Genomic DNA, 26,860 nt, shown 5'->3' on the forward strand with positions numbered 1-26,860 from the left:
GGTCAGGTGAAGAAGGGGCGGACCACGAAGTAGAGGGCGCAGGCGATCAGGCCCGCCGCCGGGAAGGTGGTGACCCAGGCGATGATGATGTTGCCGGCCACGTTCCAGCGGACCGCGCTCAGGCGCTTGGTGGCCCCGACGCCCATGATCGCTGAGGTGATCGTGTGGGTGGTGGAGATCGGGGCGTGCAGGACCCACGCGTTGAAGTAGAGAACCGAACTCGCCACCGTCTCGGCGGCGAAGCCCTCCGCCGGCCCCAAGTCGATGATCTTGCGGCCGAGGGTGCGGATGATGCGCCAGCCGCCCGTGTACGTGCCGGCCGCCAGCATCGTCGCGCTGGCCCAGAACACCCATTCCGGGATGTGCGAGGCGTCGCTCTGGTAGCCGCCGCTGTAGAGGGCCAGCACCACGATGCCCATGGTCTTCGCGGCGTCCTGGGTGCCGTGACCGATCGCCATCAGGGCTGCCGAGAAGGTCTGCGCGCCGCGGAAGCCGCGGTTCAGCCGGCCGGGGTGACCACGGCGGAAGATCCACATGATCGCGGTCATCGCCAGGAAGCCGAGGATCAGGCCGACGACCGGGGACAGGATCATCGGGAGCAGGACCTTCTCCACGATGTTGGCCCACTGGACGCCGCCGATGCCGGCCAGCAGGGTGGCGCCGACCAGGCCGCCGAAGAGGGCGTGCGAGGAGCTGGACGGGAGCCCGAAATACCAGGTGATCAGGTTCCAGGAGATCGCGCCGAGCACGCCGGCGAAGACGATGCCGAGGCTCGGGATGCCGGTGGGCAGCGAGACCAGGCCGTCGCCGACGGTCTTGGCCACCTCGGTGCCGAAGTGCGCGCCGATGAAGTTGCCGACCGCGGCCATGGCCAGGGCCACCCGTGGCGTGAGCGCACGGGTGCTGATGCTGGTCGCGATCGCGTTGGCCGCGTCGTGGAAGCCGTTGGTGTAGTCGAACAGCATCGCGGCGACGATCACGGCCAGGACGGCCACGAGTTCCGGTGACAAAACTCAGGACTCCTTGACCGCTATGGTCTCGACGGTGTTCGCCACGTGCTCGAACGCGTCGCAGGCCGCCTCCAGCTCGTCGGCGACCTCCTTCATCTTCAGGACGGTCAGCGCGTCGTACTCCCCGGAGAAGAGCCGGACCAGCAGCATCCGGTAGGCCCGGTCGCCGTCGTTCTCCAGCCGGTTTATCTCGATCCAGTACTCCTCGAGATTCTTCATGGTGCGCAGCCGGGGCATCGCCTCGGAGGTGATCTTCGCCTGCTGGTCGAGGACCGTGATCAGCTCGTGCATCTCCCGGGGCAGTGACGGCAGCTCGGTCAACCCGTACAGGTAGAGCAGGTTGCCGACCGCCTCCAGGTGGTCCATGACGTCGTCCAGCTGGGAGCCGAGCGAGTAGATGTCGGCCCGGTCGAACGGCGTGATGAACGTGGAGTTGATCTTTTTGTACAGCTCGTGCGTGATCGCGTCGCTGTCGTGCTCGACGTCGCTGAGCCGTTCGCTGACCGACTGCACGTCGACCCCCGGCAGGGCCAGCTCGTTGAGCAGCTCGGTGCCCTTCACCAGGTTGTGCGAGGCCTTGGTGAAGAGGTCGTAGAAGACGCCCTCGACTGGGCGGAATGAGAACTTCACGGCGCGGACCTCGATCGACGGGGTATTGGATCTCCGCTGAACTCTATCGGTCTCCATTAGTTCACCCGCCGGACATGGTCTTACACCGGACGGGGCGCCCCGTGTCGGCCGGTCCGGGCCGGAAGTTCGGGTTCCGGGGTACGGGCCACCGGGTGCCGGCGCAGGAACCTGGCCAGCCCGTGCAGGTCCCGGTCGGCGATCGCGTCCACGCCGGCCGCGGCCAGCTCTCCCCAGACCGCCGCTCGGGCCCGCCGGGAGCCCTCCGCCAACCCGCTGATCCGCACCGTACGGCCGTCCTCGTGGGCCGCCCGGATCAGCGCGTGCAGCAGGTGCCGTTCCTCGGCCGCGATGGGTTCCCGGCCGTCCCAGCCGAACCGCCGTGCCCACGGCTCGCTGAGCACCGGCGCCAGCTCCGCCGGGGTGGATCGGGAGCCCAGGTCGTCGAAGCCGCCGTCGGCGAACGCGTACCGCGTCGGCTGGGCGGCGAGCAGGTCCCGGGCGTCCACGATGCCGGCCACCGTGACGGTCACCACGCCCGGTGTCACCTCCCCGCCGGCGCTGCGGCTGAGCAGCGTCGCGTGGTCCCGCAGCTGCTGGTCCAGCATCCGGTAGGCGCGCAACAGCGAGTCGGTGTCCCGCACCGGTCCGGTGAACTCCACCACCAGCTGGAACGGCGCATGCTGGTCGGGCCAGAGCCGGCCGCCGGTGGCCTGGGCCCGGGCGAACAGCGGGGCCAGCACGAGCCGGCGCAGGGTGCGGCCGGGCTGTGGGTCGCCGGGGCCGAGGAACAGCTCGCCGTGCGGGCCGGGGACCACCCGTACCGTCATCCCGGCCAGCCCCAGCCGCAGCACCACCGGCAGCGGGTCGGTGAGCCGGTCCGGGACCAGCGCGTGGCCGCATGCCAGGCTGCTCCGGGTCCGGCGGGCCAGGGCGATCGACATGGCGCCGCCCGCACCGGCGAGACCGGCCAGGCTTCCCGCGAGAGTCGCCATGTCCTGCACGTGCACCCCACCATCCAATTTGAGAGTAAATGTACCGTTTCTAACTGTGGCACAGGTGATACCCGGCGCTGGGCAAGCCGCGCAGAATTGCGTCATGCCGTCGTCCACCGCCAACGAGTTCGAGGCCCACCGCGCGTACCTCACCGCTGTCGCCTTCCGGATGCTGGGCAACCGCGCCGAGGCCGAGGACGCGGTGCAGGAGGCCTGGCTGCGCTTCGCGCAGGCACAGGACGTACGGGACGCGCGCGGCTGGCTGACCACCGTCACCGGCCGCATCTGCCTGGACCAGCTGAACTCCGCCCGGGTGCGGCGCACGTCGTACCCCGGTGAGTGGCTGCCCGCGTTCGCCGTCGACCCGGACGCCGACCCGGCAGTGCTCGCCGAACGGGCCGATCAGGTGAGCATCGCGCTGCTGGTGGTGCTGGAGCGGCTCACCCCGGAGCAGCGGGTGGCGTTCGTGCTGCACGACGCGTTCGGGGTGCCGTTCGAGGAGGTGGCCACGGTGCTGGACACCACACCCGCGGCCGCCCGGCAGCACGCCTCCCGCGGGCGCCGGGCGGCGGCCGAGGGCGGCGTCCGGCACACCGCGGGAGTGGCCGAGCAGCGTCGGGTGCTGGCGGCGTTCCTGACCGCGGCGCAGAGCGGCGATCTCCGTACGCTCGTCTCGGTCCTGGCTCCGGACGTCGTCGCGATCAGCGACGGCGGCGGGGTGGCCCGCGCCGCGCGGCGTCCGGTGCTCGGCGCGGAGAAGGTGGGCCGGTTCTTCCACGGCCTGTTCACCCGCAGGCTCGGCGACGTGACAGACCTGAAGGTGGAGCCGGTGCTGGTCGAGGGCGACGCCGGGATGCTGCTGCGCGGCGTGTGGCCGGACGGCTCCCGGCTGCTCGTGGTGCTCACCGTCGCCGTCGAGGACGGGCGCATCACCGGGCTCTTCACCCAGCAGAACCCGGAGAAGGTGTTACTGGGTGACCTCGAGTAGGTGCTTGCGGTACTGCGTGGCGAACGGCTCGGTCCCGTCGCCCAGCTGGCCCATCAGCAGCTCGGCGGCCGCGTTCGCCTCGACGACCAGGTCGTCCGGGTAGCCGAACAGGGTCCGGTGCTCCTCGAACTCGTCCTCGTCGCGCAGCTCCACCAGCCCGGTCTCGCGGCGCCGCACCACGTCCAGGTCGAGGTCGACGATGTGGACGGTGTCACCCTCCCAGCGCGCCGGGGTGGTGATGTCGCAGTAGACCTCGCTGGTGCGCGGGGGCGGGTTGAACATCCCGGTCCACCACGCGTGGTGCGGGACGAGCAGGACGAACGGGATCTGCTCGACGGACGGGCGGCCGTGGTAGACCGACGCCGTGCCCTGCGTCACGCCGACCCAGGTGCCCAGGTCATCCTCGGCCAGCCGGCGGGCCGGATAGTCGCGATGGGCCGAACCGTCGTACTTGGTGTAGATGACCCGGACCATCTCGCTCGGCATGGGTGCACCCTAACGGTGACCCGGATATGTCGGTGGTCCCGGGTACGGTTCGTGCGTGCCCGCAGCAACCAAGAAGAAGGCGACCGCCGATCAACTCCTCGCCGCCGCGGTCGGCGCCGTCCCCGGAGGGTCCGCGCGCCCGGGCCAGCAGGCCATGGTCGCCGCGATCGACAAGGCCATCAAAGACCGTGAGCACCTGCTGGTGCAGGCCGGCACGGGCACCGGCAAGAGCCTGGGCTACCTGACGCCGGCGCTGCTCGTGGAGGGTCCGGTGGTGGTCTCCACGGCCACCCTGGCCCTGCAGAACCAGCTGGTCGAGCACGACCTGCCCCGGCTGGCCACGGCTGTCGAGCCGGTGCTCGGGCGCAAGCCGACGTTCGCCGTGCTCAAGGGCCGGCACCACTACCTGTGCATGGCCAAGCTGGAGCACGCCGACGAGCAGGCGCCCACCGACACGCTCTTCGACGACGCGCCGGCGCCCAAGGCCGGTCAGTGGCTGGGCGAGGCCGGCCGGCTCGGCAAGCAGGTCGTCCGGATCCGCAAGTGGGCGGACAAGACCCAGACCGGCGACCGGGACGAGTTGGACCCGGGCGTCGACGACGCGGCCTGGCGCTCGGTCTCGATGCCGGCCCGCGACTGCGTCGGCGCGGCCCGTTGCCCCTACGGCCAGGAGTGCTTCGCCGAGGCCTCCCGGGCACGTGCCCGGGAGGCCGACATCGTGGTCACCAACCACAGCCTGCTCGCCGTCGACATGCTCTCCGACCGGCACATCATCCCGCCGCACAAGCTGCTCGTCGTCGACGAGGCGCACGAGCTGGCCGACCGGGTCTCCTCGGCGTCGCAGGCCGAGCTCACCCCGGAGGCGGTCGAGCGGGCCGGTCGCCGGGCCCGCACACTGATCCCGCCGGCAGCCGCCGAGTCGCTGGCCGAGGCTGCCGACGCGCTCACGGTCGGTCTCGCCGACGTGCCGCCGGGCCGGCTCACCAGCGGCCTGCCGGACACCCTGCGGCAGGCCGTCACCCTGTTGGAGTCGGCGACCCGGGCCGGGCTCACCGCGATCGGCGACGTCAAGAGCGACGACCCCGATCCGGTACGCAAGCAGCAGGCCAAGGCGGTGCTCGACGAGCTCTCGTCGACGGCTCAGCGGCTGCTCGAGGCGGACGAGTTCGACGTCGCCTGGGTGGAGAAGTCGGAGATCGGCGCGGGCCGGCGGGCGCTCGTGGTGGCCCCGCTCTCCGTGCACGGCACGCTGGCCCAAGCACTCTACGAGGACCGCACGGTGGTGGCCGCCTCGGCGACGCTGACCCTGGGCGGCCGGTTCGACACCGTCGCCCGCTCGCTCGGGCTCCCGGTGAAGGACACCGCCGCGGAGTCCGGCGACGGCTGGACCTCGCTGGACGTCGGCTCCCCGTTCGACTATCCGAAACAGGGCATTCTGTACGTCGCGGCGCACCTGCCCCGGCCGGCGGCGTCCGGCCTGCCCGACGCCGCCGCGGAGGAGCTGCTCAAGCTGGTGCAGGCGCTGGGCGGGCGCACGCTGGGCCTGTTCTCCTCACGCAAGGCGGCCACCCAGGCGGCCGAGCTGCTGCGCGCCCGGACCGACCTGCCGATCCTGCTGCAGGGCGACGAGACGCTGCCGATCCTGGTCCGCAAGTTCCGGGAGGAGAAGTCCAGCTGCCTGTTCGGCGTGATGTCGCTCTGGCAGGGCGTGGACGTGCCCGGCGACTCCTGCCAGCTGGTGGTGATCGACCGGTTGCCGTTCCCGCGCCCGGACGAGCCGCTGGCCGCCGCCCGCTCCGCCGCCGCCGACGCGGCCGGCGCCTCGGGCTTCGCCTCGGTGAGCGTCCCGATCGCGGCGGTCCGCCTGGCCCAGGGAGTGGGCCGGCTGATCCGCTCGACGGGCGACAAGGGGGTGGTCGCGGTGCTGGATTCCCGGCTGGAGACGGCCCGCAGCTACGGGACGTTCCTGCGCAACTCCCTGCCCCCGTTCTGGTACACGACCCGGTCGGACGTCGCGATCGGCGCCCTCACCCGGCTGGCCGGGAGCTGACGGCGCGGCTCGCATGCACCATCCCGGCGCCCACGCTTCGGGGCCCGCCGGCGAGCCGCCGGGCATCCCCCCGCAGACCGCCCTGGTCAAGGCCGTCCTCCATCCGCGTGGCGCGGTGTCGCCGCGCCTGCGGTCCGGATGGTCTGGGCCGATCGTGTCACCATGGCTGCCGTGACGGCGCCGAAGATCTGGTTCGGGCCGCCGGCGGCTCCTCGCAGACGCCGGCGGCGGTGGGTGGCCGGGGTGGTCGCCTTCTGGGCCGCGGTGCTGGCCGGGCTGTCGTGGTGGTCCGTCCGCGGTGATCCGGCGACCGTGCCGGAGCAGCGGGACGTCGGGCAGGCGATGCCGGCGCTGCGCAGGGCGAGCGGAACGCTGCTGGCGGCGGCCGGAAGCGCGGCGTCGGGAAGCGGAGGGCTCGGCAACGTGGGGTCCGGCAGTGCCACGCCCGACAGCGCGGCGCCCAACGGGACCATGTCCGGCGGCGCCACACCCCACAGCGCGGTGCCCAACGGCGCCTCGGCCCTCGGCGCTGCCTCCAACGGCGCCGCGGCCGGAAGCGAGCGGTGGGTGGTGCGGCTGGGGGAGTTGCGGAGCGAGACGTGCCAGCTGACTCCGATCCGGGCCGGGGTCAACACCTTTCGCGAGGTGTTCCTCTACGTCCCGCAGGGCCGCGCGCTGGACGCGTTCGACCAGGTCGCGGCCGCGCTCCCGCGGGAGTACCGGGCCGGGGTGGTGTCCGCCCGGGTAGGCACGAAGCTGTCGCTCTTCGCGGACGCCGGCGACTTCATCGCGATCGAGGCCCGGGCCCGGATGGACGACCAGGTCCTGACACTGTCCGCGCGGACCGGGTGCCGCCCGGGATCGCCCGATCCGGGGAGCGACCCGGCGGCGGGCGCCCCACCGGCGACACTGGCCGGGACCGTGGCGGCGCTCGGCGGGCGGGCCGACGCCGAGGTTTCCACGCTGGCAGTGGCGTGTCCCGGGGGCGGGACGGCAGCCACCTACCAGGCCATCGCGGGACCGAGCGGGGACGGGCCGCGCGGGCTGCCGGACGGGACGACGCCGGTGTGGTCGGGGGCGGACGGATGGGCGTACCGCCAAGGCCCGGAATCTGTCGTTGTCGCCGCTGGCGGAGAGAACCTGCTGGTCAGCGTGACCCGCCCCTGCGGTCAGTAGACGAGGGCCTGCGCGCCCTCGGTCATGATCTCCTCGACGAAGACGGCGGCGCCGGCGATGCGGATGCCCGGAACGACGTCGCCGGGGCCGATGTCCCGGCGGGCGGCGCACTGGGTGCAGGCGGTGACACGGCCGGCCGCGAGCAGCACCTCGAGCAGATCGGGCAGCGGCGCGGCGTGCGGCAGCTCGAACTCGGCGGCGCGGCCCGGCAGGGCGAACCAGGTGGACTCGCCGGTCAGCCAGAACGACACGTCGACGCCGGCGGTCGCGGCCGTGGTGGCGACGTTGAAGGCCTGGTTGCAGCGTTCCGGGGCGTCGGCTCCCGCGGTGGCCTTGACGACCAGCAAACGTGCCATACCGGCCAGCATAAGATGGGCCGGTCATGGTTACGGAGATCGGGTTCGTGAGCCTGCTGGTCGCCGGGATGGGCGCACTGGCGGGCGGGTTCGGCTATCTGGCGATGCGTATTTCGAGGGGGCGCTGGTGAGCGGCGAGAGTGCGACGGAAAACCCACTGGGACCGCCGCCGTGGCTGAACGCCCCGCCGGTCGACCCCTACCCCTATGAGGACACCCACGACCTGCGGGTCGGTCCCGACCTGCACCAGTCGTTGCTCGGCCTGCTGCCGTTCATCGGGCTGTGGCGCGGGCGCGGCCAGGGCGGATTCCCGGCGGAGGAGGACTACAACTTCGCCCAGGAGATCCGGATCAGCCACGACGGGCGCGACTTCCTGCGGTACGAGTCGCGCGCCTGGCTGCTCGACGACGAGTCGCAGCCGATCGGGCAGGCGCTCAACGAGTCCGGCTTCTGGCGTCCCGTGCTGGTCGACGGCCGGCCCGGCGACGAGATGGAAGCCACGATGATCCGGCCGGACGGGGTGGCCGAGCTCTATCTGGGCAAGGCCGCCAACACCCGGCTGGAGATGGGCACCGACGCGGTCGCCTACACGCCGTCCGGGCTGCACGTGACCGGCGGGCACCGGCTGTTCGGGGTGGTCGAGGGGGCGCTGCTCTACGCGCACGAGATCTCGATCGACAACAGCAAACTGACGCCGCACATGTCCGCGCGGCTCCTCCGCATCGGCGGCTGACCCGCCCACCGCCGCGTCCGCGGCCGTCCGTTGGGCCCGCGGTCGCCCGCCGCGCTCACGGTCGCCCGCGGGCCGGCGGCTGTCCGCTGTTCCCCGGTCCCATCCGCCCGCGTTGATGGCGAACCCGGCCGCCCGTTTCGGCGACGGGCCCGACCCCGCCCGCGGTGGTGTCGGTCCGTGGCTGGGTCCCAGGGGCGTCTCGGGGTGCCGGAGGCGCCCCTGGGACCCAGCCACCTTCCTGCGACTGGTTGCTGGGGGTGTCTCGGGGCGCCGGTGACACCGCTCATGGCCGGCCGAGGGTCCGGCGGCCCCCGGGCTGATCGCCTGACGACACCGGGATCTGCTCGCTCAGCAACGGGAAGTCGGCGAACTATGCTCGTGGGGTGTCCGCCACTTCGCTAGCCGCCATGCTCCGTGAGCGCGGCCTGCGGCTCACCCCGCAGCGTCAGCTCATCCTGGAAGCGGTGCACGAGCTGGGCCACGCGACCCCCGAGTCGGTGCACAACGCGGTCCGCGAGCGGGTCGCCGGTGTGAACATCACCACGGTGTATCGGACGCTGGAGCTGCTGGAAGAGCTCGGCCTGGTCAATCACACCCATCTCTCGCACGGCTCGCCGACCTACCACGCGGCCGGCGAGGATCAGCACGTGCACCTGGTCTGCCGCTCCTGCGGGTCGATCGAGGAGATGGACCCGGCTGTGCTCGGCCCGGTCTGTGACCGGCTGCTCGACGAGCGCGAGTTCCGGGTCGACGTGGGGCACGTCTCGCTCTTCGGGGTCTGCGGCAAGTGCAAGGAATCGGAGTGACGATCGTGCTGGTCGAGGAGTCGGGGTGACCGTCGTGCTGGTCGGAAGATCGGAGTGACCGTCGTGCTGGTCGAGGAGTCGAAGTGACCGTCGTGCTGGTCGAGGATCTCGACCCGAGTTCCGCCGATGCCGGGGTTCCCGCGCACTTCGGCGACCCGATGAAGGAGCAGCGCGTCCTGGAGTCGGCGGTCGGCCTGGTCGACCGCTCCAACCGGGACGTGATCGCGGTGCCGGGCGAGGAACGCGCGAGCTGGCTGCACACGCTGACCACGCAACATCTGTCCGGATTGGCCGCGGGGCAGGGCTCCGAGCTGCTGGTGCTCTCCCCGCACGGGCACGTCGAGCAGCACGCGTTCGTCACCGAGGACGGCACGACCGCCTGGCTGGACACCGAGCCCGGCGCGGGCGCCGGGCTGCTGAAGTACCTGGAGATGATGCGTTTCTTCACGAAGGTGGAGCCGCGCGACGCGACGTCCGAGATCGCGGTGCTGTCGCTGGTCGGGCCGGCCGCCGCCGATCTCTTCCCGGATCTGGCCGCACCCCGGGTGGGCGCGGTGCCGGGTCCGAAGTTCGCCGCCGGGTCCGTTCCGCCCGCGGCGACCTCCAGCTATGCGGTACGCCCGTGCGAAGGCGGTCTCGCCCGTCGGGTGCCGCTCGGAGTGGACCTGCTGATCCCACGCGCCTCGAAGGCGGCGGTGATCGAGAAACTCGGTGTGCCGCAGGTCGGGCTGTGGGCCTACGAGGCGATCCGGGTCGCGGCCCGCATCCCGCGACTGGGGTACGAGACCGATCACCGCACGATCCCGGCCGAGGCTGATCTCGTGGCCGCCGCGGTGCATCTGGACAAGGGGTGTTACCGCGGTCAGGAGACCGTCGCGCGGGTGCATCACCTCGGCCGGCCGCCGCGCCGGCTGGTGCTGCTGCACCTGGACGGGATCGCCACCGACCACCCGCCGGTCCAAGGCACCCCGGTGGAGCTGGACGGGCGGGCGGTCGGGTTCGTCGGGACCGCGGTGCGCCATCACGAGCTGGGGATGGTCGCGCTCGCGGTGTTGAAGCGGAACGTGGCGGACGACGCGCGCCTGACGGTGGGCGAGTCGGCGGCGGCGATCGACGCCTGAGCGCGGGTGCCCCGCCCGACGCCCCCGGCGGGTGCGATCCGGTGCGCTGTGGGCGCGGCTCGGCGCGTAGTGCGGCGCGCGTGGCGGTCGCGGGCTTCGGCCGTACCCCCGAATCGGGTTTTGGTTTTGTTTTCCGGGTCCGAAGGGCGATGGCAGGATGACCGGCATGACCGGGACCTTGATCACCGTCGCCCCGACCGGCGCGGAGAGCAGCAAGGCGGACGTGCCGGCTCTGCCAGTGACCCTGGACGAGCTGGTCGCGACCGCGAAAGAGTGCGAGGCGCTGGGCGCCGCCATCATCCACGTGCACATCCGGGACGACGACGCCCGGCCGACCCTGGACCAGGGCCGGCTGCGGGCGACCGTGGCCGCGCTGCGCGAGTCGACCGGGCTGATCGTTCAGCTCTCCTCGGGCGGCGCGGTGACCGATCCGGAGGCGGACCGGCTGGCGGTGCTGGACGCCGCGCCGGAGATGGCCTCGTGCACGATGGGCACCGTCAACTTCGGTGACGACGTCTTCCTGAACCGCTGGGAGTTCATCGTCGACCTGCACACCCGCATGCAGGAGCGCGGCATCGTCCCGGAGTACGAGATCTTCGACCTGGGCCAGCTCACCACGCTGCAGCGGCTGCTCGGCAGGCACGGCCTGCCGTTCGGCGGCCACGTGCACCTGGACCTGGTGATGGGCGTGCCCGGCGGGATGCCCGGCACCGCTGCCGCGCTGGTCGCCTGCGAGCAGGCGATCCGCGATCTGCCGGCGGGCACCACGTTCTCGGCGGCCGGCATCGGCCGCAGCACGATCCCGGTCATGCTGGCCTCGCTGTCGGCCGGCGGGCACCTGCGGGTCGGCATGGAGGACACCATCACGTACGCCAAGGGCCGCCCCGTCGAGTCGAACATGCAGCTGGTGGCTCGGGCCGTCGGGTTCGCCCAGCTGGCCCAGCGCCCGCCGCTCACCCCGGCGCAGGCCCGTGAGCTGCTGGGGGTGCCGGCCCGATGACAGTCGTCGCGGAGGTGGTCCGCTCCGGGTTCGTGGAGAGCGTGCACCACGGTGTCGTGGCGTTCTCGGACCGGCCCGGCGTCGGTGACGTGGACAGCCCGTTCTTCCCCCGTTCGTCGAACAAGCCGTTGCAGACGGTCGGCATGCTGCGCAGCGGCCTGGTGCCGCGGGAGGCGGCCGATCTCGCCCTGATCAGCGCCAGTCACGACGGCGAATCGTTCCATCTGGAGCGGGTCGCCGCCGTGCTGGCCGCGGCGGGGCTCGGCCCCGAGGCGCTGCGCTGCCCGGCCGACCTGCCGCTCGGCGACTCGGTACGGGAGGCGCACCTACGGGCCGGCGGGCGGCCGCAACCGATCCTGATGAACTGCTCCGGCAAGCACGCCGGGATGCTGGCGGCGTGTGTGGCGAACGGCTGGGACCTGGAGTCGTACCTGGATCCCAAGCATCCGCTGCAGCTCGCGCTCGCCGACGCGGTGAGCGAGCTGGCCGGTGAGCCGATCGCGGCGGCCGGGGTGGACGGCTGCGGCGCCCCGGTGCTGGCGGTCTCGCCGACCGGCCTGGCCCGGGCGTTCCTGCGGCTGGTGTCGGCCGCTCCGGGCACGCCGGAACGGCGGGTCGCGGACGCGATGCGGGCCCATCCGGAGCTGGTCGCGGGCACCGGCTCGGCGGACACCGTCCTGATGCGCGCGGTGCCCGGCCTGCTGGTGAAGCGGGGCGCGGACGGCGTGGTCGCGGCCGCCGTGCCGGGTGTCGCCGGGATCGCCGTGAAGATCTCCGACGGCGCGGTCCGGGCCCGGGTCCCGGTGCTGCTGGAGGCGCTGCGCCGGGTGGGCGTCACGCCGCCGGCGCTGGAGGAGGTCGTGCTGGGCGGCGGTCGTCCGGTCGGCGAGGTCCGTTCCGTCTGGTGACGTGGTTCACGCTAGCTGCTGCAAGCATTTTGCTTGCAGCGGCTAGCACGGCGAGCTAACTTGGGGACATGGCCAACAAGGACCTGCCGCAGGACATCGGGACGTTCATCCGCGACCTGAGGCAGACCGCGAAGATCTCGCTGCGGCAGCTCGCCGACAAGGCCGGGGTGAGCAACCCCTACCTCAGCCAGATCGAGCGTGGCCTGCGCAAGCCGAGCGCCGAGGTGCTGCAGCAGATCGCCAGCGCCCTGCGTGTGTCGACGCCCGCGATGTACCTGCGGGCCGGACTGCTCGACGGCGAGGGCCAGCAGGGCGTGCTGGCGGCCATCGCGGTCGACCCGGAGCTCACGATCGCGCAGAAGCAGTCCCTGTCGCAGATCTACGAGACGTTCCGCAACGAGAACGCTCGGAACGCGCCCGTTGTCGACGAGCCCACGCCCGGCACGGACCCCTCGGAAGAGGAGGACCTGCTGAAGCAGGCCGTGCTCGCGGAGGAGAGCGGCGCGCCCCGGACCAACCCGATCGCCGAGGAGACGAAATGACAGAGCAGACCAAGACCAGGATTCCCGCCCCGCTGTACGCCGCCGCAGGCGCCGGTGACCTGGCCTACCAGCAGCTGCGCAAGCTGCCGGCGGTGCTCACCGAGCTGAGCGACCGCGCCGCGGCCTCGCTGCGCACCGCCAACGCGCAGGCCGGAGAGCTGCAGAAGAAGGCCGCCGGCACGGACTTCGACGCGCTGCGCACCAACGCCACCACCGCGGCCGCCGCGTTCGCGCAGATCGCCCAGGAGCGCGCCGTCGCGGCGTACACCGCTCTGGTCGCCCGCGGCGAGAAGGTCGTCGGCACCGGCATCGTCGAGTCCGCCGAGGTGGTCAACGCGGACATCGAGGCCACCGAGGCGCCGAAGGCGGTCGAGGCCGTGGCCGAGGCGGCCAAGGCCGTCGAGTCCGCCGACGCCGCGCCGAAGCCGCGCAAGCGGGTCAAGGCCACCCCGGCCCCCAAGCCGGCCGAGTAAGCATCCCGACATGATCCGCGGGCCCCGGCAACGCCGGGGCCCGCGGCATAGACTTTCCGGCATGGCCTCTTCCGCGCCGATCTTCTACGACGACGTCCTGCGGGTCGTCCAGCTCCTGATCCTGCTCATCGCCCTGATCCTGGAGACGGTCGCCTTCGTGCACTGCCTGACCCAGCGCGGCGCGGCGTTCCAGGCGCTCGGCACCCTGCCCAAGGGTGCGTGGGCCGCGATCATCGGGATCTGCGCCCTGCTCACCTACTGGGGGAGCAGCGCGCTCGGCATCTTCGGCCTGATCGGCATCGCCGCCGCGCTGATCTATCTGCTCGATGTGCGGCCGGGGCTCCGGGACATCGCCGACGGCAAGGGCTTCTGGTGATCGCTCGGCTCCACCCGATCTCCGCTTCCCCCGCTGAGTCGTCCGCGTCGCGCCGGTCGACCCTGGCCCGCACGCCGCGCGTGCGGGCTTCGCGGTGAGGGCGCGTTTCGGTCCGCCGCCGCCCGATGGCGGGCCGCGCCTTCAGCGCGTCGACCGGACCGGGCCGCGATCTGGTCGCCCCACGCTGCCGGGTCCGGCCACCGAGCTGGTCGCTCTTGCTTCGGGTGTACGTGTGGAGCAGCTCACCACCGGCGCCGGCGACCCGGTCACCGTCTTCGCGCACGGACTGGCCGGGGACATCTCCGGCACCCGCCCGCTCGGCAGCGCGGTGGCCGGCCGCCGGGTGTTCTTCCAGTTCCGCGGGCACGGCCGCTCGGACACCCCGCCCGGCCCGTGGACCTTCGGAGACCTGGCCACCGACCTGCGCGGCGTGGCCGACCTGGCCGGCGCCACCCGGGCGCTCGGGGTCAGCATGGCTGCGGGGGCCCTGTGCCGCCTGCTCGCCGAGACCCCGGACCGTTTCGAGCGGGTGGTGTTCTACCTTCCGGCCCCGCTGGACGGCCGCCGCCCGCGGGCAGCTGTCCGGCGCCTGGATCGCCTGCTCGCCTCGGTCGAGTCCGGTGAAGCCGCGATGATCGCCGACGCCGTCGAGCCGGAACTGCCGGCCGCGGTCCGCAACACTCCGGTCGGCTGGGGCTACCTGCGGCAGCGGGTCGAGCAACTCCAGCGGGACGGCTTGGCTCCGGAACTCGCCGGCCTCTGGTCCGCGCCGGCCGTTCCGGACGAGTCGCTGCTCAAGGCGTTCCGAGGGCGGGCCCTGGTGCTGGGCTGCCGCGACGACGAGATCCATCCGGTCTCCTGGGCCGAGCGGCTGGCCGCGCTCCTCGACGCGGAGCTGCACATCTACGACCGTCCCGCGGTCCTCTGGACCAACCGTGCCGACCTGCGGGACCGAGTCTCCACCTTTCTCAACGCCTGACCCCGCAGGCCCACTCGCCGGTCCGCCCGGCGTTCCGTGCCGCCTTGCCCGGTCCGGCCCGACCCCGCGTGCCGCCTTCCGCTCGCCTGCTCGGCTTTTGCTGTCCGCAGGCCCGGGGCCGCTTCGCCGCCCTCCTCCGCCTGCGGTCCTCGCCGACGGGGGTGCCGTCGAGAACGCCGGGTGGTGCGCCGCGCACGGGTCTCGGTGGTCTTGCCCGCTGGCGAACCGTAACTTTTCGCGCCTTCGAGCGATGGTTCAAGCGTGCGCTTGTCCCCTAAATCCGTGTTTATCGGCGTTCTGCTGATCGGGTTGCCGTTCGCCGTCGTGGTCGGGTGGGCTCTGGGCACCCCCATCGTGCGTACCGTCGCCGCGCCGGAGACCCGTGGAGCCGGCGGCAGTGGCGCCCTCGGCGTATCCCCGGATCCCACGGAGACGTCCACCGGCGGCTACGCGACCCACGCCCCCCGCCCGGCCGGTGGCGACCATTCCCCGATCGTGGTCGTCAACAGCACGGTGATCACCAAGACGGTCACGGTGGCCGCCTCGCCTCCCCCGGCCGCCCCGCCGGCGTCGACGATCCCGCCGATCGTGAGCATGCCGCCGGTACCGACGCCGACCCAGATCACCGGCCCGCCCGAGCCGACCCCCACCCCGTCGGAGAGCCCCTCGGAAAGCGCCGAGGCCGCCCCGTCCTCCCCGGCCACCCCCAGCCCCTGAGCCCTCGCGGACCACCCCCGGTAGCGCTGGTGGTCATTCAGCACGAACGACGACGCTGGGCCCCAGCTCGGCGGTTGCGGCTGGGGTCCGTGGTGGTTGTCGGGCTCGGACGACCAGGATGGGGAGAAGACCCGTTACCCGAGTTCGGCGGCGACCCTTTGGGCGGTGCCGGCGGCTTCGGGGCCGAAGAGGACCAGGCGGGCCGTCCGGACGTGGACCGGCGCGGCGCCGCGCAAGGTGGTCAGCGCCTGGCGGACGGCGTCCTCGACGGGCCACCGGTAGACGCCGGCTGAGATCAGCGGGAACGCCACCGACCGCGCGCCCAGCTCGTCGGCCACTCGCAGGGATTTCGTGTAGCAGGAGCGCAGCAGCTCGGTGCGGTCCTCGGTGGAGCTGTGCACCGGGCCGACCGTATGGATCACCCCGTCCACCCCACCGCCGCCCAGCAGGGACGAGTTCGCCGCGTTGACGATCGCGTCGACCTGCTGGGTGGTGATGTCGCCCTCGATCAGCTCGATCTGCATGCGTGACTCCTCAACAGGTTTCCTGCACAACCATGCACTCGGAAAGGCGCAACCACCCACTCGGAGCAAGCGGGGTGCGGCGATCGTTCTGCACGCGCCGGCGACCTGGGAGTCCTCGGGGGAGAAAGGACTACAGCGGGCTGGCTGTGGTGATCTCGGTGGGTCTGCCGAGGACGCGGCGGGAGAGCAGCGTGGCTCCGGCGATCGCGGCCGGCATCAGGAAGATCGCGCCCAGCGGGATCAGGAAGGCGCAGAAGACCGCCACGCCGAAGCCCAGCGTGAGCGGCACGTTGCCGGCCAGCACCACCCGGCGGTGGCGCAGGCGCTGGCCGCGGCGCTGGAACGGGACGCCGGTGAGCTCCAGGGCCAGCAGCCAGCCGCCGACCGCGCCGGCCAGGACCGGGATCACCGTCTGGCCGACCACCGGGAGGAAGCCGAGCAGGAACAGCGGGATTCCGGCCAGGACGGAGAGGCCGATCAGGCGCAGCGAGTCGGCCAGGCTGCGGCGCAACCCGCTCCAGAGGCCGACCTCGACGGCGTCCGGGACGCCGCCGTAGCGGTTCTCGACCATCTCCGAGATCTTCTCGTAGAACGGGTCGCCGATCAGCAGGGTGACCGCTGTGAAGGTGAGGATGCCCAGGAGCAGGGCCAGGCCGAGCACCCCGGCGCCGGCCAGGACCTCGACGAAATCGCGCCAGAAGCCGGACCAGTCGTCGGCGAACCAGGTGGCGTGCTCCGAGAGGTCCGGGAGGTAGCGGATCAGCACGACCAGCGCGATCGTGTAGACGACGCCGGAGATCAGGGCCGGGAGCAGGCCCAGGCCGAGCATCCGCGGGCTGCTCAGGATCAGGCCGAGGCCGCGGCCGAGCAGGCCCGCGCCGGTGACGAACTGGCGGACCGTGGCGAACGGCCGATTCGGATCTTCCTTCACGCCTGGCGAGCTTAGTGGAGCCGGTCACGCGGAGTCGCGCACGATCAACCGGGTGGGCAGGACCAGCGACTCCGGTACCCCGGACTCTCCGCCGATCAGCCGGAGCATCTGGCGGGCGAGGGTCTGGCCGATCTCGGCGACCGGCTGGCGGACGGTGGTGAGTGGCGGATCGCTGTACCGGCTGATGTCGAAGTCGTCGAAACCGATCACCGCGACGTCGTCCGGCACCCGGCGGCCGGCCTCCCGCAACGCGGTGAGCGCGCCGTGTGCCATCAGGTCCGAGGCGACGAAGACGGCGTCCAGCGCCGGGTCCTCGGCGAGCAGCGCGCGCATCCCCTCGAGCCCGGACTCCCGGGTGAAGTCGCCGGTCACCACGGTTTCCGGCAGACCGGCCGCGCGGAGCGTGCCGGTGTAACCGGCCAGCCGTTCGACGCCGGCCACCATGTCCTGCGGGCCGGCGATGGTGGCGATCCGCCGGCGACCGCCGTCGATCAGGTGCCGGACCGCGGCGGCCACCCCGCCGGCGTGGTCGACGTCGACGTACGGCACCGGGGTCTCGGCGGTCATCGGACGTCCACTGCAGATCACCGGGATGCCGCGCCGGGCGAGTGTGCCGGGGAGCGGGTCCGCGCCGTGGATCGAGGCGAACATGACGCCGTCGACGTGGCCGGCGACCGCGTAGCGCTCGACCCGGTGGTGGCCGGCCTCGGAGCCGGTCATCATCAGCACCAGTTGCTTGTCGGCGGCCTCCAGCTCCACGCCGACGCCCCGGATGACGGACGGGAAGAACAGGTCGTCGGAGAAGACCCGGTTCGCGGTTTCCGGCAGGATCAGCGCGATCGAGTCGGTCCGCTGGGTGACCAGGCTGCGGGCCGCCTGGTTCGGCACGTAGCCGAGCTCGTCGACCGCACGGTTGACCGCCTCCCGGATGGTGGCGGCCACCGTGGTCGAGCCGTTGACGACGCGGGAGACGGTCGCGCGGGAGACCCCGGCACGCCGGGCCACCGCCTCCAGCGTGGGCCGCTCCCGCGTCGTCACGAACAGCTCCTCCTGCCGGATCACTCCAGGCCGTTGCGCCGGATCACCTCGCGGTACCACTTCGCGCTGTCCTTGAGCACACGCCGCTGCGTCGTGTAGTCGACGTGCACGATACCGAAGCGCTTCCGGTAGCCCTCAGCCCATTCGAAGTTGTCCATCAACGACCAGAGGAAGTATCCCCGCAGATCGACGCCGGCGGCCAGCGCGTCGTGGCAGGCGCGCAGGTGGCCGTCCACGTACTCGATCCGGCGCAGGTCGGCGACCTCGCCGTTCTCGTCCGGGCCCTCCGGGTACGCCGCGCCGTTCTCGGTGATCATCAGCGGGGTGCCCGGGTAGTCCTTGTGCAGGCGGGTGAGCAGCCGGGTCAGGCTGGCCGGCTCGATCTGCCAGTTCATGTCGGTGACCGGGCCGACCGGCGGGCGGAAGGCGATGCCCCCGCTGCCCGGGTAGTCCAGCGCGCCGGGGGCGCCGGGCTTCGCCGAGACGTACGACGGGGTGTAGAAGTTGACGCCCAGCACGTCGAGCGGCTGGTTGATGATCGCCAGGTCGCCGTCCTTGAGGTAGGACAGGTCGGTGAGCCGGGCGATGTGCCGCAGGATGTCGGCCGGGTACTCACCGCGCAGCAGCGGGTCCAGGAAGATCCGGTTGGCCAGCCCGTCGATCAGGCGGGCCGCGTCCCGGTCGGCGGCGCTCTCCGGGTCGAGCGGGGAGACCTCGCACGGGTTCAGCGTGATGCTGATCTTCTGCGCGCCGGCGGCCCGCAGCGCCTGCGCCGCCAGGCCGTGGCCGAGCAGCAGGTGGTGCACGGCGGCCAGGGCCTTGGCCGGGTCCTGCACGCCGGGGGCGTGGATGCCGGAGCCGTAGCCGAGGTAGGCCGAACACCACGGCTCGTTCAGGGTGGTCCAGGTGCCCACCCGGTCGCCGAGCTTGCGGTAGACCACCTCGGCGTAGTCGCCGAACGCCTCGGCGGTCTCCCGGTTGGCCCAGCCGCCCCGGTCCTCAAGCGTCTGCGGGAGGTCCCAGTGGTAGAGCGTGACGACCGGCTCGATGCCCTTGCCGAGCAGCTCGTCGGTGAGCCGGTCGTAGAAGTCGAGACCCTTCGGGTTGACCGGGCCGGTGCCGTCCGGGCGGACCCGGGGCCAGGCGACCGAGAACCGGTACGACGCGAGGCCCAGGTCGGCCATCAGCGCCACGTCGTCGGCGTACCTGTGGTAGTGGTCGCAGGCGATGTCACCGGTGTGACCGGCGTACACCTTTCCCGGGGTACGGCTGAAGGTGTCCCAGATGGACGGGCCGCGACCGTCCTCCCGCGCCGCGCCCTCGATCTGGTACGAGGCCGTGGCCGCGCCCCAGACGAAGCCGTCGGGGAAGGTGATCCCCGCACGCGCCGGCTGCGCCGACGTGGACGTGACGGTTGCCGTCATGTCTTCACCGCTTCCTGTTCCGCATGATCAGTCCGCTCAACTTAACCGGTTCATCTTACGAGACGGAACCGATACCGGGACGTCACCTGCCGGAAGCGGAGTTCAGCCTGCCCGGAGCGCCTGGAACAACCGGGGGTCGCCGCTGATGGCGAGCTGATCCGGGCGTTTGCGGCCCATCAGGGTCAGCTGCAGGTCGCTCGCCGTGCCGATCGCCTTGGCGCGGGCGTGGTGATCGTCGGTGTCCAGGATCGTCCCGGTGTCCAGCAGGGCGATTCCCGCTCCGCGCAGCCGGACGAACCACTCCTGCTCGGCGTCCGTCCCGACCAGGTGCACCACGCCGTGCAGGTCGGTCGGGCCCTGCCGCTTGCCGGCCGGCAGCCAGGTGTCCAGGATCTCGGCCACCCCGTCGGTGGCCAGCTTGGTCTCGATCGGGGTCGGCCGCCCGGCCGCCGCCTCGGCGTCCCAGCGGTGCACCGAGATCTCGTGCGCCATCCGCCGGTCCCAGAACGCCGCCCGTTTCGGCTGCGGCGCCCAGTTCCACGCGGGGAAGTCCGGATCGAGTGCCTCCAGCGTCTCGATGGCGCCGGTCAGCTCACGCCGCAGCTGGTCGAGCGACTCGTCCCAGGCCGGCCGAGGGCCGGGCGCGGGATAGGGATCCGGGCGGTCGGTGACCCCGCGGGCGACCGTGGCCCGCACCCAGCGCAGCAGGTCGGTCAGGTGGGCGGCCAGGTCGCCGGTGGTCCAGTCGGGGATGCCGGGCACCGGGACGTCGGGGCCGGTCTCAGCGACCGCCTCCCACAGTGCCGGGCCGTCGGCCCGCAGGGCCGCCAGCCAGAAATCCTTGGTCGCGTGCAACCTGTTCATCGAAGTCGTCTCCCGCTCGGCCGGACCGCCGGTGAATCACTTCCCCCTGTGAGCTTAGGGTGAACCTCGTGCCCGACGCATTCGCCGATCACCTCACTGACACCACCCCACCTGACACCACCCCGGCTGACACCACCCCGGCTACGGACCGAGTTCTGGCGGCGTACACGACGCTACGCCTCGGCGGCCCGGCCGGCACGCTGACCACGGCGGCCGACACCGCCGAGGCGGTCGAAGCGGTGCGCCGGGCCACGGTCGAGGGACGCCCCGTGCTGGTCCTGGCCGGCGGCAGCAACGTGGTGGTCGGCGACGCCGGCTTCGCCGGAGAGGTGATCCTGCTGCGTAACCGCGGGGTCGAGGTGATCTCGGAGGGCGCCGGCGAGGTGGTCGTCCGGGTCGCCTCCGGCGAGCCCTGGGACGATCTGGTGGCGTACGCGGTGAGCTCCGGCTGGTCCGGTGTCGAGTGCCTGTCCGGCATCCCCGGTTCGGCCGGCGCCACCCCGATCCAGAACGTGGGGGCCTACGGCTCCGAGGTCGCGCACACCATCGCGGCGGTGCACGCCTACGACCGGATCGAGGACCGGCAGCTGGGGATGGCCCCGGAGCAGTGCGGTTTCGGATATCGGTCGAGTGTGTTCAAGCACAACGACCGCTACCTGGTCACCGCCGTCGACTTCCGGCTGACCAGGCAGGATCTCTCCAGCCCCATCCGGTACGCGGAGCTGGCCCGCCAGCTGGGTGTCGAGGCCGGTGACCGGGTGCCGCTGGAGCAGGCCCGGCAGACGGTGCTCAAGCTGCGCGCCGGCAAGGGCATGGTGCTCGATCCGGAGGACCGGGACACCTGGTCGGTGGGCTCCTTCTTCACCAACCCGGTGGTCCCGGCCGGCTTCTTCGCGGAGCTGACCGCCGAGCGCGGCGAGATGCCGCACTGGCCCGGCGCGGACGGCACGGTGAAGATCCCGGCGGCGTGGCTGATCGAGCACGCCGGCTTCCCGAAGGGGTTCGCCGGCGTGGGCGTCTCGATCTCCACCAAGCACACGCTGGCGCTGACCAACCGTGGCGCCGGGGACACCGCGGCGCTGCTGGACCTGGCCCGGACGATCCGGGACGGGGTGCGCGACCGGTTCGGCGTCGAGCTGCACCCCGAGCCGGTGCTGGTGAACTGCCAGATCTAGCGCCACCCGAACGCCTGCGTGTAATAAGGCGTCCCGTCCGAGGCGTAGACGATGGCCGCGCCGATGGACTTGGCGCCGCAGTTGAGGATGTTGGCCCGATGTCCCGGGCTGGCCATCCACGCTTTCATCACCTCGGCCGCGGTCGGATATCCCCAGGCGATGTTCTCCCCGGCCGGCGCGCGGTAACCGGCCCGCTGGGCGCGCATCGCGAAGGTGGAGCCGTCCCGCCAGACGTGGCTGAACAGCCGGGTCCGGGCCATGTAGTAACTCTGTGCCACCGAGGCCACGATCAATTCGTGGTCCACTTCGAGGCGCGGGCAGCCGGCCGCCGCCCGTTCCCGGTTGGTCAGGCGGATGACCTGGTGCATCAGGGTGCGGGCGCGGGCCTTCTCGGGATCCGGGGTGGCCGCGCCGGCCGGTGCGGCGGCGATGTTCGGCGTGATCGGCGCGGCGGGGGTGCCCGTGGTTGTCGCCGGTCCGGGTGACACCGGCGGGGCCACCGGTTCGGGGCGGGCCGTCACCGGGCGGGGCGTGCTCGGCGGGCGGGCCGGGACCACCGGTCCCTGGGCGCGCACGGCGTGCGGCAGCGCGAGGAGTACGACGGGCAGGGCGATCAGTGCGGGCGCGGCCGCGAGCGTGGAGGCGCGGCGTACCACCTTGTCGAACACGGGCTTTCCTCCCGGATCCGTGGACGCGATTCGTCCACCAGGGATATCCGACCCCGGACTTGGCCAGTTGTCACATCTTTCGCGGAATGGCAGAAATGTCGTACTCGGTATGAAATCCTGAGGGGATGGCCGTGCCGGTGGCCGTTCCCCGCGCCCGCGCCGGCGCCCGGTCGCCGGTCTCCTGGATCATCATGGATACCGGGCCGTCTCCCGCTAAACTGTCACTGTCCGTAAATAGGCGGTGACATCACGCTATGGTGTTTCTGCGCCTCTGAATATCTCCCGCCCGCGGTCGCGTGGGCGGTGCCAGGCAAGACACCGACTCCCCGGGGACTGAGCGCCCGGGGATCGGCCGTGCCCGAAAACGGGCGCGAGCGCGGGTTGGGGGCAGGGTGAACACACGATGAGTCGCCTACTCGTGGTCGAGGACGACCCGGACATCGCACTCGCTCTCCGGCTGCTTTTCAGCCGTGCGGGGTACGAGGTCGCCCACGCCGCGGACGGCCGTTCCGGTCTCAAGGAGGCCTACGCCGAACACCCGGATCTGGTGGTGCTCGACGTCGGGCTGCCGGAGATGGACGGCTGGCAGGTGCTGGAGCGGTTGCGTGACGTCTCGGACGTGCCGGTGCTGGTGCTCACCGCACACGGCCAGGAGGCGGAGAAGGTCCGTGGGCTGCGCGGCGGCGCCGACGACTACCTGACCAAGCCGTTCGCGAACAACGAGCTGCTGGCGCGGGTCGAGGCGCTGCTGCGGCGCTCGTCCAGCGGGCAGAACAACTGGGCCAGCCAGATCTACGACGACGGGCTGGTGCACCTGGACCCGACCAAACGGCGGGTCTACGTCAAGGGGGAGGAGAAGCGGCTCACGCCGACCGAGTTCCGCCTGCTCAACGCTTTGGTCCGGCATGCCGGCGCGGTGCTCTCGCCGAACCAGCTGCTGACCCAGGCCTGGGACGACCCGACAGGCATCGGCCAGGAGCGGGTCAAGTTCGCGGTACTGCGGCTCCGACGCAAACTCGGCTGGTCCGACCCGGACGAATCGCCCATCGAGTCGGTTCGCGGGTTCGGCTATCGCTACCGCCGCCCGGGCGGGGAGTCCTGAGCCCCGACGCGAGGCCGGATGCGGAACGGGTTCATCGCGGCGTACCGGGCGAGTCTCCTCAGTTGGCGCCCGCAGGCGTCGATGAGGGCTGTGAAGCCGAGCAGGAGGAGTTGACGTGGAAGACCTTGGCGAGATCGTCGGCGAATTCCTGATGGAGTCGCACGAGAACCTGGACCAGATCGACCGGGACCTCGTGAGCCTTGAGCAGGAACCGGACTCGCGTGACCTGATCTCCCGCATCTTCCGGGCGATCCACACCATCAAAGGCACGAGCGGGTTCCTGGCGTTCTCCCGCTTGGAGAAGCTGGCGCACGCGGGTGAGTCACTGTTGTCCCGGCTGCGTGACGGCGTCCAGCCGGTCACCCCGGAGACCATCACCGTCTTGTTGCTCTGCATCGACGGCGTCCGGTCGCTGCTCTCCTCGATCGAGGAGAAGGGCACCGAGGACGAGGTCGACGTCGAGAGCATGATCGTCCGGATCAAGGCGCAGATGGACGCGCCGACCGACGCGGCGGCTCCGGCGGCGCCCGCCGCCGCGGCGCCCGCGGCCCCGGCCGAGGAGGCGCCGGTCTCGGTGGAGGAGGCGCCGGCGGCCACCCGACCGGCCCCCGAGCCGATCGCCGAGCAGCGCCAGCCGATCGGCCAGATCCTGGTCGACGCCGGCGCGGCCCAGCCCACCGACGTCACCTCGGCGCTGCAGCAGCAGATCGAGGGCGACGAGCGCAAGCTGGGCACGATCCTGCTGGAGGAGGGAAAGACGCAGCCGGCCGCGGTGAACGAGGCGCTGCAGTCCCAGGCTCCCAAGCGCAGCATCGCGGACAGCGCCATCCGGGTCGACGTCGACCTGCTGGACACCCTGATGAACATGGTCGGCGAGCTGGTGCTGGCCCGTAACCAGCTGGTCCGCGGCGTGATGGAGATCGGCGATTCCGGCCTGGTACGCAGCGCGCAGCGGCTCGGCATGATCACCAGTGAGCTGCAAGAGGGCATCATGAAGACCCGGATGCAGCCCATCGAGCACATCTGGTCCAAGCTGCCCCGAGTCGTCCGGGACCTGAGCAACTCGCTCGGCAAGCAGGTCCAGCTGGTCATGGAGGGCAAGGAGACCGAGCTCGACCGGAGCCTGCTGGAAGCGGTCAAGGACCCGCTGACCCACCTGGTGCGCAACGCGGTCGACCACGGCATCGAGGACCCGGAGCGCCGGATCGCGGCGGGCAAGAATCCGGAGGGCACGCTGACCCTGCGCGCGTACCACGAGGGTGGGCACGTGGCGGTGGAGGTCGCCGACGACGGCGCGGGCCTGAACGTGGAGCGGATCGCGCAGAAGGCCGTGGAGAACGGGTTGCTCCGGCCCGAGCAGATCCCGAACATGGACAAGCGCGACATCATGGCGATGGTCTTCCAGCCGGGCTTCTCCACCGCGGCGAAGGTCACCAACGTCTCCGGCCGGGGTGTCGGCATGGACGTGGTGAAGACCAACATCGAGAACATCGGCGGCGCGGTCAGCGTCGACTCGACCCCGGGCGAGGGCACGGTCTGGCGGCTCACCATCCCGCTGACCCTGGCCATCATCCAGGCGCTCACCGTCGACTGCGGCGACCAGCGCTACGTGGTGCCCCAGGTCGCGGTCCTCGAACTGGTCTTCGTCGACGGCAAGACCACAAAGGTCGAGTACGCCTCCGGCGCGCCGGTCTACCGCCTGCGCGGCAAGCTGCTCCCGCTGGTCCGGCTGGACCGCGCGCTCGGCTTCGAGGTCGGCGGCGACCAGGGCGTCTACATCATGGTGCTGCAGGCCGACGGCAGGAGGTTCGGCCTGGTCGTGGATCGGGTGCTGAACACCGAGGAGGTCGTGGTCAAGGCGCTCAACACACGCCTGAAGGACATCGGCATGTACGCCGGCGCCACCATCCTCGGCGACGGCAAGGTCGGCCTGATCCTGGACGTCTCGTCGCTGGCCCGCCGGTCGCACCTGGCCGTCGACTCGGAGCGGGAGAACGTCGTCGAGAAGCGCACCTCGGGCGGCGGTGGCACCGAGCGCCTGCTGGTCACCGCTGTCGGCGAGCGTCGCGTGGCGATCCCGCTGGACACCGTCACCCGGCTCGAGGAGTTCCCGCGCGACCGGCTGGAGCACGCCGGCTCCCGCGAGGTGGTCCAGTACCGCGGCCAGATCCTGCCGCTGGTGCGGTTGTCGCATCTGCTCGGGGCGTACGGCGAGGAGCCGGAGGGCGACACCGTGTCGGTGGTCGTCTACAGCGAGGGCGGACGGAGCGTGGCGCTGGTGGTCGACCGGATCGTGGACATCGCCGAGAACTCGACGACGGCCCGCCGGGACGCCGACGAGGACGGCCTGGTCGGCACCGCGGTGATCCAGCAACGGGTCACCGAGCTGCTCGACGTGCGTCGCGCGATCCTCGCGGCCGACCCGAACTTCTACAGCGAGGCCGGCGGCGAGATGCTGGTGGAGGTCTGACATGGCGAGTCGTCAGTTTGCCACCTTCGAGGTGGACGGCCAGCTCTTCGGCGTCGAGGTGCACACGGTGCAGGAGGTGCTCTCGTACAACGAGTACACCCCGGTGCCGCTCGCCCCGCCGGCCGTCGGCGGCCTGTTCAACCTGCGTGGCCAGGTGATCGCGGCGGTCGACCTGCGGGTCCAGCTGGGGCTGGCCCGGCAGGCGCTGCAGGGTCCGGTGATGAACGTGATCCTGCGCGGTGACGGCGAGCCGGTGAGCCTGCTGGTGGACAAGATCGGTGAGGTGGTCGACCTGGACGACGAGACCTTCGAGCCGCCGCCGGACACGCTCAGCGGACCCACCCGGGAGCTGGTGGTGGGCACGTTCAAGCTGGACGGGCGGCTGATGCTGGCCCTCGACGTCAATCAGGCGGTCGACACGTACCGCGCCACCAACTGATGTACAGCCTGGTCAGCGCCCCCGTCCTGGGCTTCGACTTGACCCGCCTGCCGGGCGGGTCGGCGGCGGCCGACGTGGTGTTGCGCGCGCTGCGCCTACAGCGCGCCGACCTGCCGGTGCTCGCCGAGCGGCTCCCGGACGAGGGCGTCCGGGGCCCGCTCTGGGTCGAGGTGGAGAGCGCTGCCCGCCGGATGCCCAGCCTCAAGGGCATGTCGAAGGACGATCCGGCGGGCAACCTCGCTCTGGTCGAGCGGGCGCCGATCGGCTCGGTGGACTCGCTGCTGACCTGCCTTCGCTACGACGTGATGTCGTGGACCTGGGAGGGCACCGGCCGGGCCGCCCGGCAGAGCGAGGAGGCGGCCTCGGCGACAGCGCTGCTCTGTGACGCCGCGGTGGCCAGCTACCTGCGCGAGGTGCTGGACGACGACAGCCGCCGCCGGCTCGGCGCCGGCTGGGTGTCGGCTCTGCGGAAGCTGCCCGCGGGCGCCCCGATCGACCTGGGGCCGCATCACTACGTCGTCTCGGCGTTGCTGGACCGGTTGCGCACGCTGCGACCGGAGGACCGGGAGCGGGTCGCGACTGCTGCCGACGACGCCCGGCGCAACACCGCGGGCTGGTCGCCCGCCGTGCACTCGGCGTCCTGGGCGGCTTACCTCTCGGACCGGGTCCGCACCGCGGCGGCAGCACAGATGCTGCTGGTGCAGGCGGTGGACACAGCCGGCATCTCGCTGGCCGACCGGGCCGGCGGGGTCTGGAACATGCTCAGCGGCGCCGTCCAGGCGCTGGTGGTCCGCGATCTGCTGGACACCGCAACGGCGCACCGGCTGCTCGCACCGGTCGTCGCGGCGCTCGGTCCGGCCTGGCTCGCTTGAAGGGAGTGGT

Annotated in this window: 30 protein-coding genes; 19 read left to right on the top strand and 11 right to left on the bottom strand. The window is 71.9% G+C overall.

The window, feature by feature from the left end; all coding sequences use genetic code 11:
* Positions 1-2 precede the first annotated feature (2 nt).
* The 3 genes from Asi03nite_RS17625 to Asi03nite_RS17635 form a co-directional block, all read right to left on the bottom strand.
* Complete coding sequence (locus tag Asi03nite_RS17625; protein ID WP_203681046.1) at positions 3-1,010, bottom strand: inorganic phosphate transporter; 1,008 nt, start codon at positions 1,008-1,010, stop codon at positions 3-5.
* 3 nt (positions 1,011-1,013) lie between these two features.
* Positions 1,014-1,640: a DUF47 domain-containing protein gene (locus tag Asi03nite_RS17630; protein ID WP_203681048.1), complete on the bottom strand. Its 627-nt coding sequence runs from the start codon at positions 1,638-1,640 to the stop codon at positions 1,014-1,016.
* 80 nt (positions 1,641-1,720) lie between these two features.
* Complete coding sequence (locus tag Asi03nite_RS17635) at positions 1,721-2,632, bottom strand: PI-PLC domain-containing protein (protein WP_203681050.1); 912 nt, start codon at positions 2,630-2,632, stop codon at positions 1,721-1,723.
* Positions 2,633-2,735: 103 nt separating this feature from the next.
* On the opposite strand from Asi03nite_RS17635, the gene sigJ reads away from it, so the two are divergent.
* Positions 2,736-3,620 carry an RNA polymerase sigma factor SigJ gene (sigJ, locus tag Asi03nite_RS17640; RefSeq protein WP_203681052.1) on the top strand — a complete coding sequence of 295 codons (885 nt, stop codon included), beginning with the start codon at positions 2,736-2,738 and terminating at the stop codon, positions 3,618-3,620.
* Here sigJ and Asi03nite_RS17645 read toward each other — a convergent pair.
* Entirely contained in the window at positions 3,600-4,106 is a 507-nt protein-coding gene (locus Asi03nite_RS17645; protein ID WP_203681054.1) for a DUF402 domain-containing protein, read from the bottom strand. The genes sigJ and Asi03nite_RS17645 overlap by 21 nt on opposite strands.
* Positions 4,107-4,161: 55 nt before the next feature.
* Between Asi03nite_RS17645 and Asi03nite_RS17650 the strand changes: the two genes are divergently transcribed.
* Positions 4,162-6,156 carry an ATP-dependent DNA helicase gene (locus tag Asi03nite_RS17650; RefSeq protein WP_203681056.1) on the top strand — a complete coding sequence of 665 codons (1,995 nt, stop codon included), beginning with the start codon at positions 4,162-4,164 and terminating at the stop codon, positions 6,154-6,156.
* 162 nt (positions 6,157-6,318) lie between these two features.
* Positions 6,319-7,332: a hypothetical protein gene (locus tag Asi03nite_RS17655; RefSeq protein WP_203681058.1), complete on the top strand. Its 1,014-nt coding sequence runs from the start codon at positions 6,319-6,321 to the stop codon at positions 7,330-7,332.
* Here Asi03nite_RS17655 and Asi03nite_RS17660 read toward each other — a convergent pair.
* On the bottom strand, positions 7,326-7,700 hold the full coding sequence (locus Asi03nite_RS17660; protein ID WP_203681060.1) for a DsrE family protein: 375 nt from the start codon (positions 7,698-7,700) through the stop codon (positions 7,326-7,328). The genes Asi03nite_RS17655 and Asi03nite_RS17660 overlap by 7 nt on opposite strands.
* A gap of 14 nt (positions 7,701-7,714) precedes the next feature.
* On the opposite strand from Asi03nite_RS17660, the gene mtfM reads away from it, so the two are divergent.
* From mtfM to Asi03nite_RS17710, 11 genes are all read left to right on the top strand, one after another.
* Positions 7,715-7,819, top strand: a complete 105-nt coding sequence (mtfM, locus tag Asi03nite_RS38545; RefSeq protein WP_275408060.1) for a small membrane protein MtfM — start codon at positions 7,715-7,717, stop codon at positions 7,817-7,819.
* Positions 7,816-8,421, top strand: coding sequence for a heme-binding beta-barrel domain-containing protein (locus Asi03nite_RS17665; protein ID WP_203681062.1), 606 nt, complete (start codon positions 7,816-7,818; stop codon positions 8,419-8,421). Before mtfM ends, Asi03nite_RS17665 begins: the two co-directional genes overlap by 4 nt.
* A 383-nt stretch (positions 8,422-8,804) precedes the next feature.
* The gene (locus tag Asi03nite_RS17670; protein WP_203681064.1) at positions 8,805-9,227 is read left to right on the top strand and encodes a Fur family transcriptional regulator; all 423 of its coding nucleotides are present in this window, start codon (positions 8,805-8,807) and stop codon (positions 9,225-9,227) included.
* 83 nt (positions 9,228-9,310) lie between these two features.
* A complete protein-coding gene (ygfZ, locus tag Asi03nite_RS17675; protein WP_203681066.1) occupies positions 9,311-10,348 on the top strand; it encodes a CAF17-like 4Fe-4S cluster assembly/insertion protein YgfZ in 1,038 nt (345 codons plus the stop codon).
* Positions 10,349-10,514: 166 nt separating this feature from the next.
* Positions 10,515-11,348 (top strand): beta-keto acid cleavage family enzyme, encoded by an 834-nt coding sequence (locus Asi03nite_RS17680; protein WP_373872132.1) that lies wholly within the window; start codon positions 10,515-10,517, stop codon positions 11,346-11,348.
* Positions 11,345-12,256: an asparaginase gene (locus Asi03nite_RS17685; protein WP_203681070.1), complete on the top strand. Its 912-nt coding sequence runs from the start codon at positions 11,345-11,347 to the stop codon at positions 12,254-12,256. Before Asi03nite_RS17680 ends, Asi03nite_RS17685 begins: the two co-directional genes overlap by 4 nt.
* A gap of 68 nt (positions 12,257-12,324) precedes the next feature.
* Positions 12,325-12,798, top strand: a complete 474-nt coding sequence (locus Asi03nite_RS17690; protein WP_239102755.1) for a helix-turn-helix domain-containing protein — start codon at positions 12,325-12,327, stop codon at positions 12,796-12,798.
* Positions 12,795-13,271, top strand: a complete 477-nt coding sequence (locus Asi03nite_RS17695; protein ID WP_203681072.1) for a hypothetical protein — start codon at positions 12,795-12,797, stop codon at positions 13,269-13,271. The genes Asi03nite_RS17690 and Asi03nite_RS17695 overlap by 4 nt, the downstream gene beginning before the upstream one ends.
* A 61-nt stretch (positions 13,272-13,332) precedes the next feature.
* Positions 13,333-13,647, top strand: coding sequence for a DUF2516 family protein (locus Asi03nite_RS17700; protein WP_203681074.1), 315 nt, complete (start codon positions 13,333-13,335; stop codon positions 13,645-13,647).
* Between the two features lie 94 nt (positions 13,648-13,741).
* A complete protein-coding gene (locus Asi03nite_RS17705; protein WP_203681076.1) occupies positions 13,742-14,626 on the top strand; it encodes an alpha/beta fold hydrolase in 885 nt (294 codons plus the stop codon).
* Positions 14,627-14,908: 282 nt separating this feature from the next.
* On the top strand, positions 14,909-15,343 hold the full coding sequence (locus tag Asi03nite_RS17710; RefSeq protein ID WP_203681078.1) for a hypothetical protein: 435 nt from the start codon (positions 14,909-14,911) through the stop codon (positions 15,341-15,343).
* 134 nt (positions 15,344-15,477) lie between these two features.
* Here Asi03nite_RS17710 and Asi03nite_RS17715 read toward each other — a convergent pair whose 3' ends face one another.
* The 5 genes from Asi03nite_RS17715 to Asi03nite_RS17735 form a co-directional block, all read right to left on the bottom strand.
* Positions 15,478-15,867 (bottom strand): macro domain-containing protein, encoded by a 390-nt coding sequence (locus tag Asi03nite_RS17715; protein ID WP_203681080.1) that lies wholly within the window; start codon positions 15,865-15,867, stop codon positions 15,478-15,480.
* Between the two features lie 130 nt (positions 15,868-15,997).
* On the bottom strand, positions 15,998-16,798 hold the full coding sequence (locus tag Asi03nite_RS17720; RefSeq protein WP_203681082.1) for an EI24 domain-containing protein: 801 nt from the start codon (positions 16,796-16,798) through the stop codon (positions 15,998-16,000).
* Between the two features lie 24 nt (positions 16,799-16,822).
* Positions 16,823-17,836, bottom strand: a complete 1,014-nt coding sequence (locus Asi03nite_RS17725; protein WP_203681084.1) for a LacI family DNA-binding transcriptional regulator — start codon at positions 17,834-17,836, stop codon at positions 16,823-16,825.
* Between the two features lie 20 nt (positions 17,837-17,856).
* Positions 17,857-19,260: a GH1 family beta-glucosidase gene (locus Asi03nite_RS17730; protein ID WP_203681085.1), complete on the bottom strand. Its 1,404-nt coding sequence runs from the start codon at positions 19,258-19,260 to the stop codon at positions 17,857-17,859.
* Between the two features lie 102 nt (positions 19,261-19,362).
* On the bottom strand, positions 19,363-20,124 hold the full coding sequence (locus Asi03nite_RS17735) for a maleylpyruvate isomerase family mycothiol-dependent enzyme (protein WP_203681086.1): 762 nt from the start codon (positions 20,122-20,124) through the stop codon (positions 19,363-19,365).
* A 68-nt stretch (positions 20,125-20,192) separates the two neighbouring features.
* Here Asi03nite_RS17735 and Asi03nite_RS17740 point away from each other — a divergent pair, with 68 nt between their 5' ends.
* Entirely contained in the window at positions 20,193-21,299 is a 1,107-nt protein-coding gene (locus Asi03nite_RS17740) for a UDP-N-acetylmuramate dehydrogenase (protein ID WP_203681087.1), read from the top strand.
* Here the strand turns inward: Asi03nite_RS17740 and Asi03nite_RS17745 are convergent.
* Positions 21,296-21,967 (bottom strand): CAP domain-containing protein, encoded by a 672-nt coding sequence (locus Asi03nite_RS17745; protein ID WP_203681088.1) that lies wholly within the window; start codon positions 21,965-21,967, stop codon positions 21,296-21,298. The two genes, Asi03nite_RS17740 and Asi03nite_RS17745, sit on opposite strands and share 4 nt — an antisense overlap.
* A 403-nt stretch (positions 21,968-22,370) precedes the next feature.
* Between Asi03nite_RS17745 and Asi03nite_RS17750 the strand changes: the two genes are divergently transcribed.
* The 4 genes from Asi03nite_RS17750 (at position 22,371) to Asi03nite_RS17765 (ending at position 26,850) form a co-directional block, all read left to right on the top strand.
* Complete coding sequence (locus Asi03nite_RS17750; RefSeq protein ID WP_203681089.1) at positions 22,371-23,069, top strand: response regulator transcription factor; 699 nt, start codon at positions 22,371-22,373, stop codon at positions 23,067-23,069.
* A gap of 115 nt (positions 23,070-23,184) precedes the next feature.
* Positions 23,185-25,539 (top strand): chemotaxis protein CheW, encoded by a 2,355-nt coding sequence (locus Asi03nite_RS17755; RefSeq protein ID WP_203681091.1) that lies wholly within the window; start codon positions 23,185-23,187, stop codon positions 25,537-25,539.
* 1 nt (position 25,540) lies between these two features.
* Complete coding sequence (locus tag Asi03nite_RS17760) at positions 25,541-25,978, top strand: chemotaxis protein CheW (protein ID WP_093619555.1); 438 nt, start codon at positions 25,541-25,543, stop codon at positions 25,976-25,978.
* The gene (locus Asi03nite_RS17765; RefSeq protein WP_203681093.1) at positions 25,978-26,850 is read left to right on the top strand and encodes a hypothetical protein; all 873 of its coding nucleotides are present in this window, start codon (positions 25,978-25,980) and stop codon (positions 26,848-26,850) included. Before Asi03nite_RS17760 ends, Asi03nite_RS17765 begins: the two co-directional genes overlap by 1 nt.
* Positions 26,851-26,860: the final 10 nt, after the last annotated feature.

The organism is Actinoplanes siamensis (genome assembly GCF_016862395.1).
In the GTDB taxonomy this organism is placed as follows: Bacteria; Actinomycetota; Actinomycetes; order Mycobacteriales; family Micromonosporaceae; genus Actinoplanes; species Actinoplanes siamensis.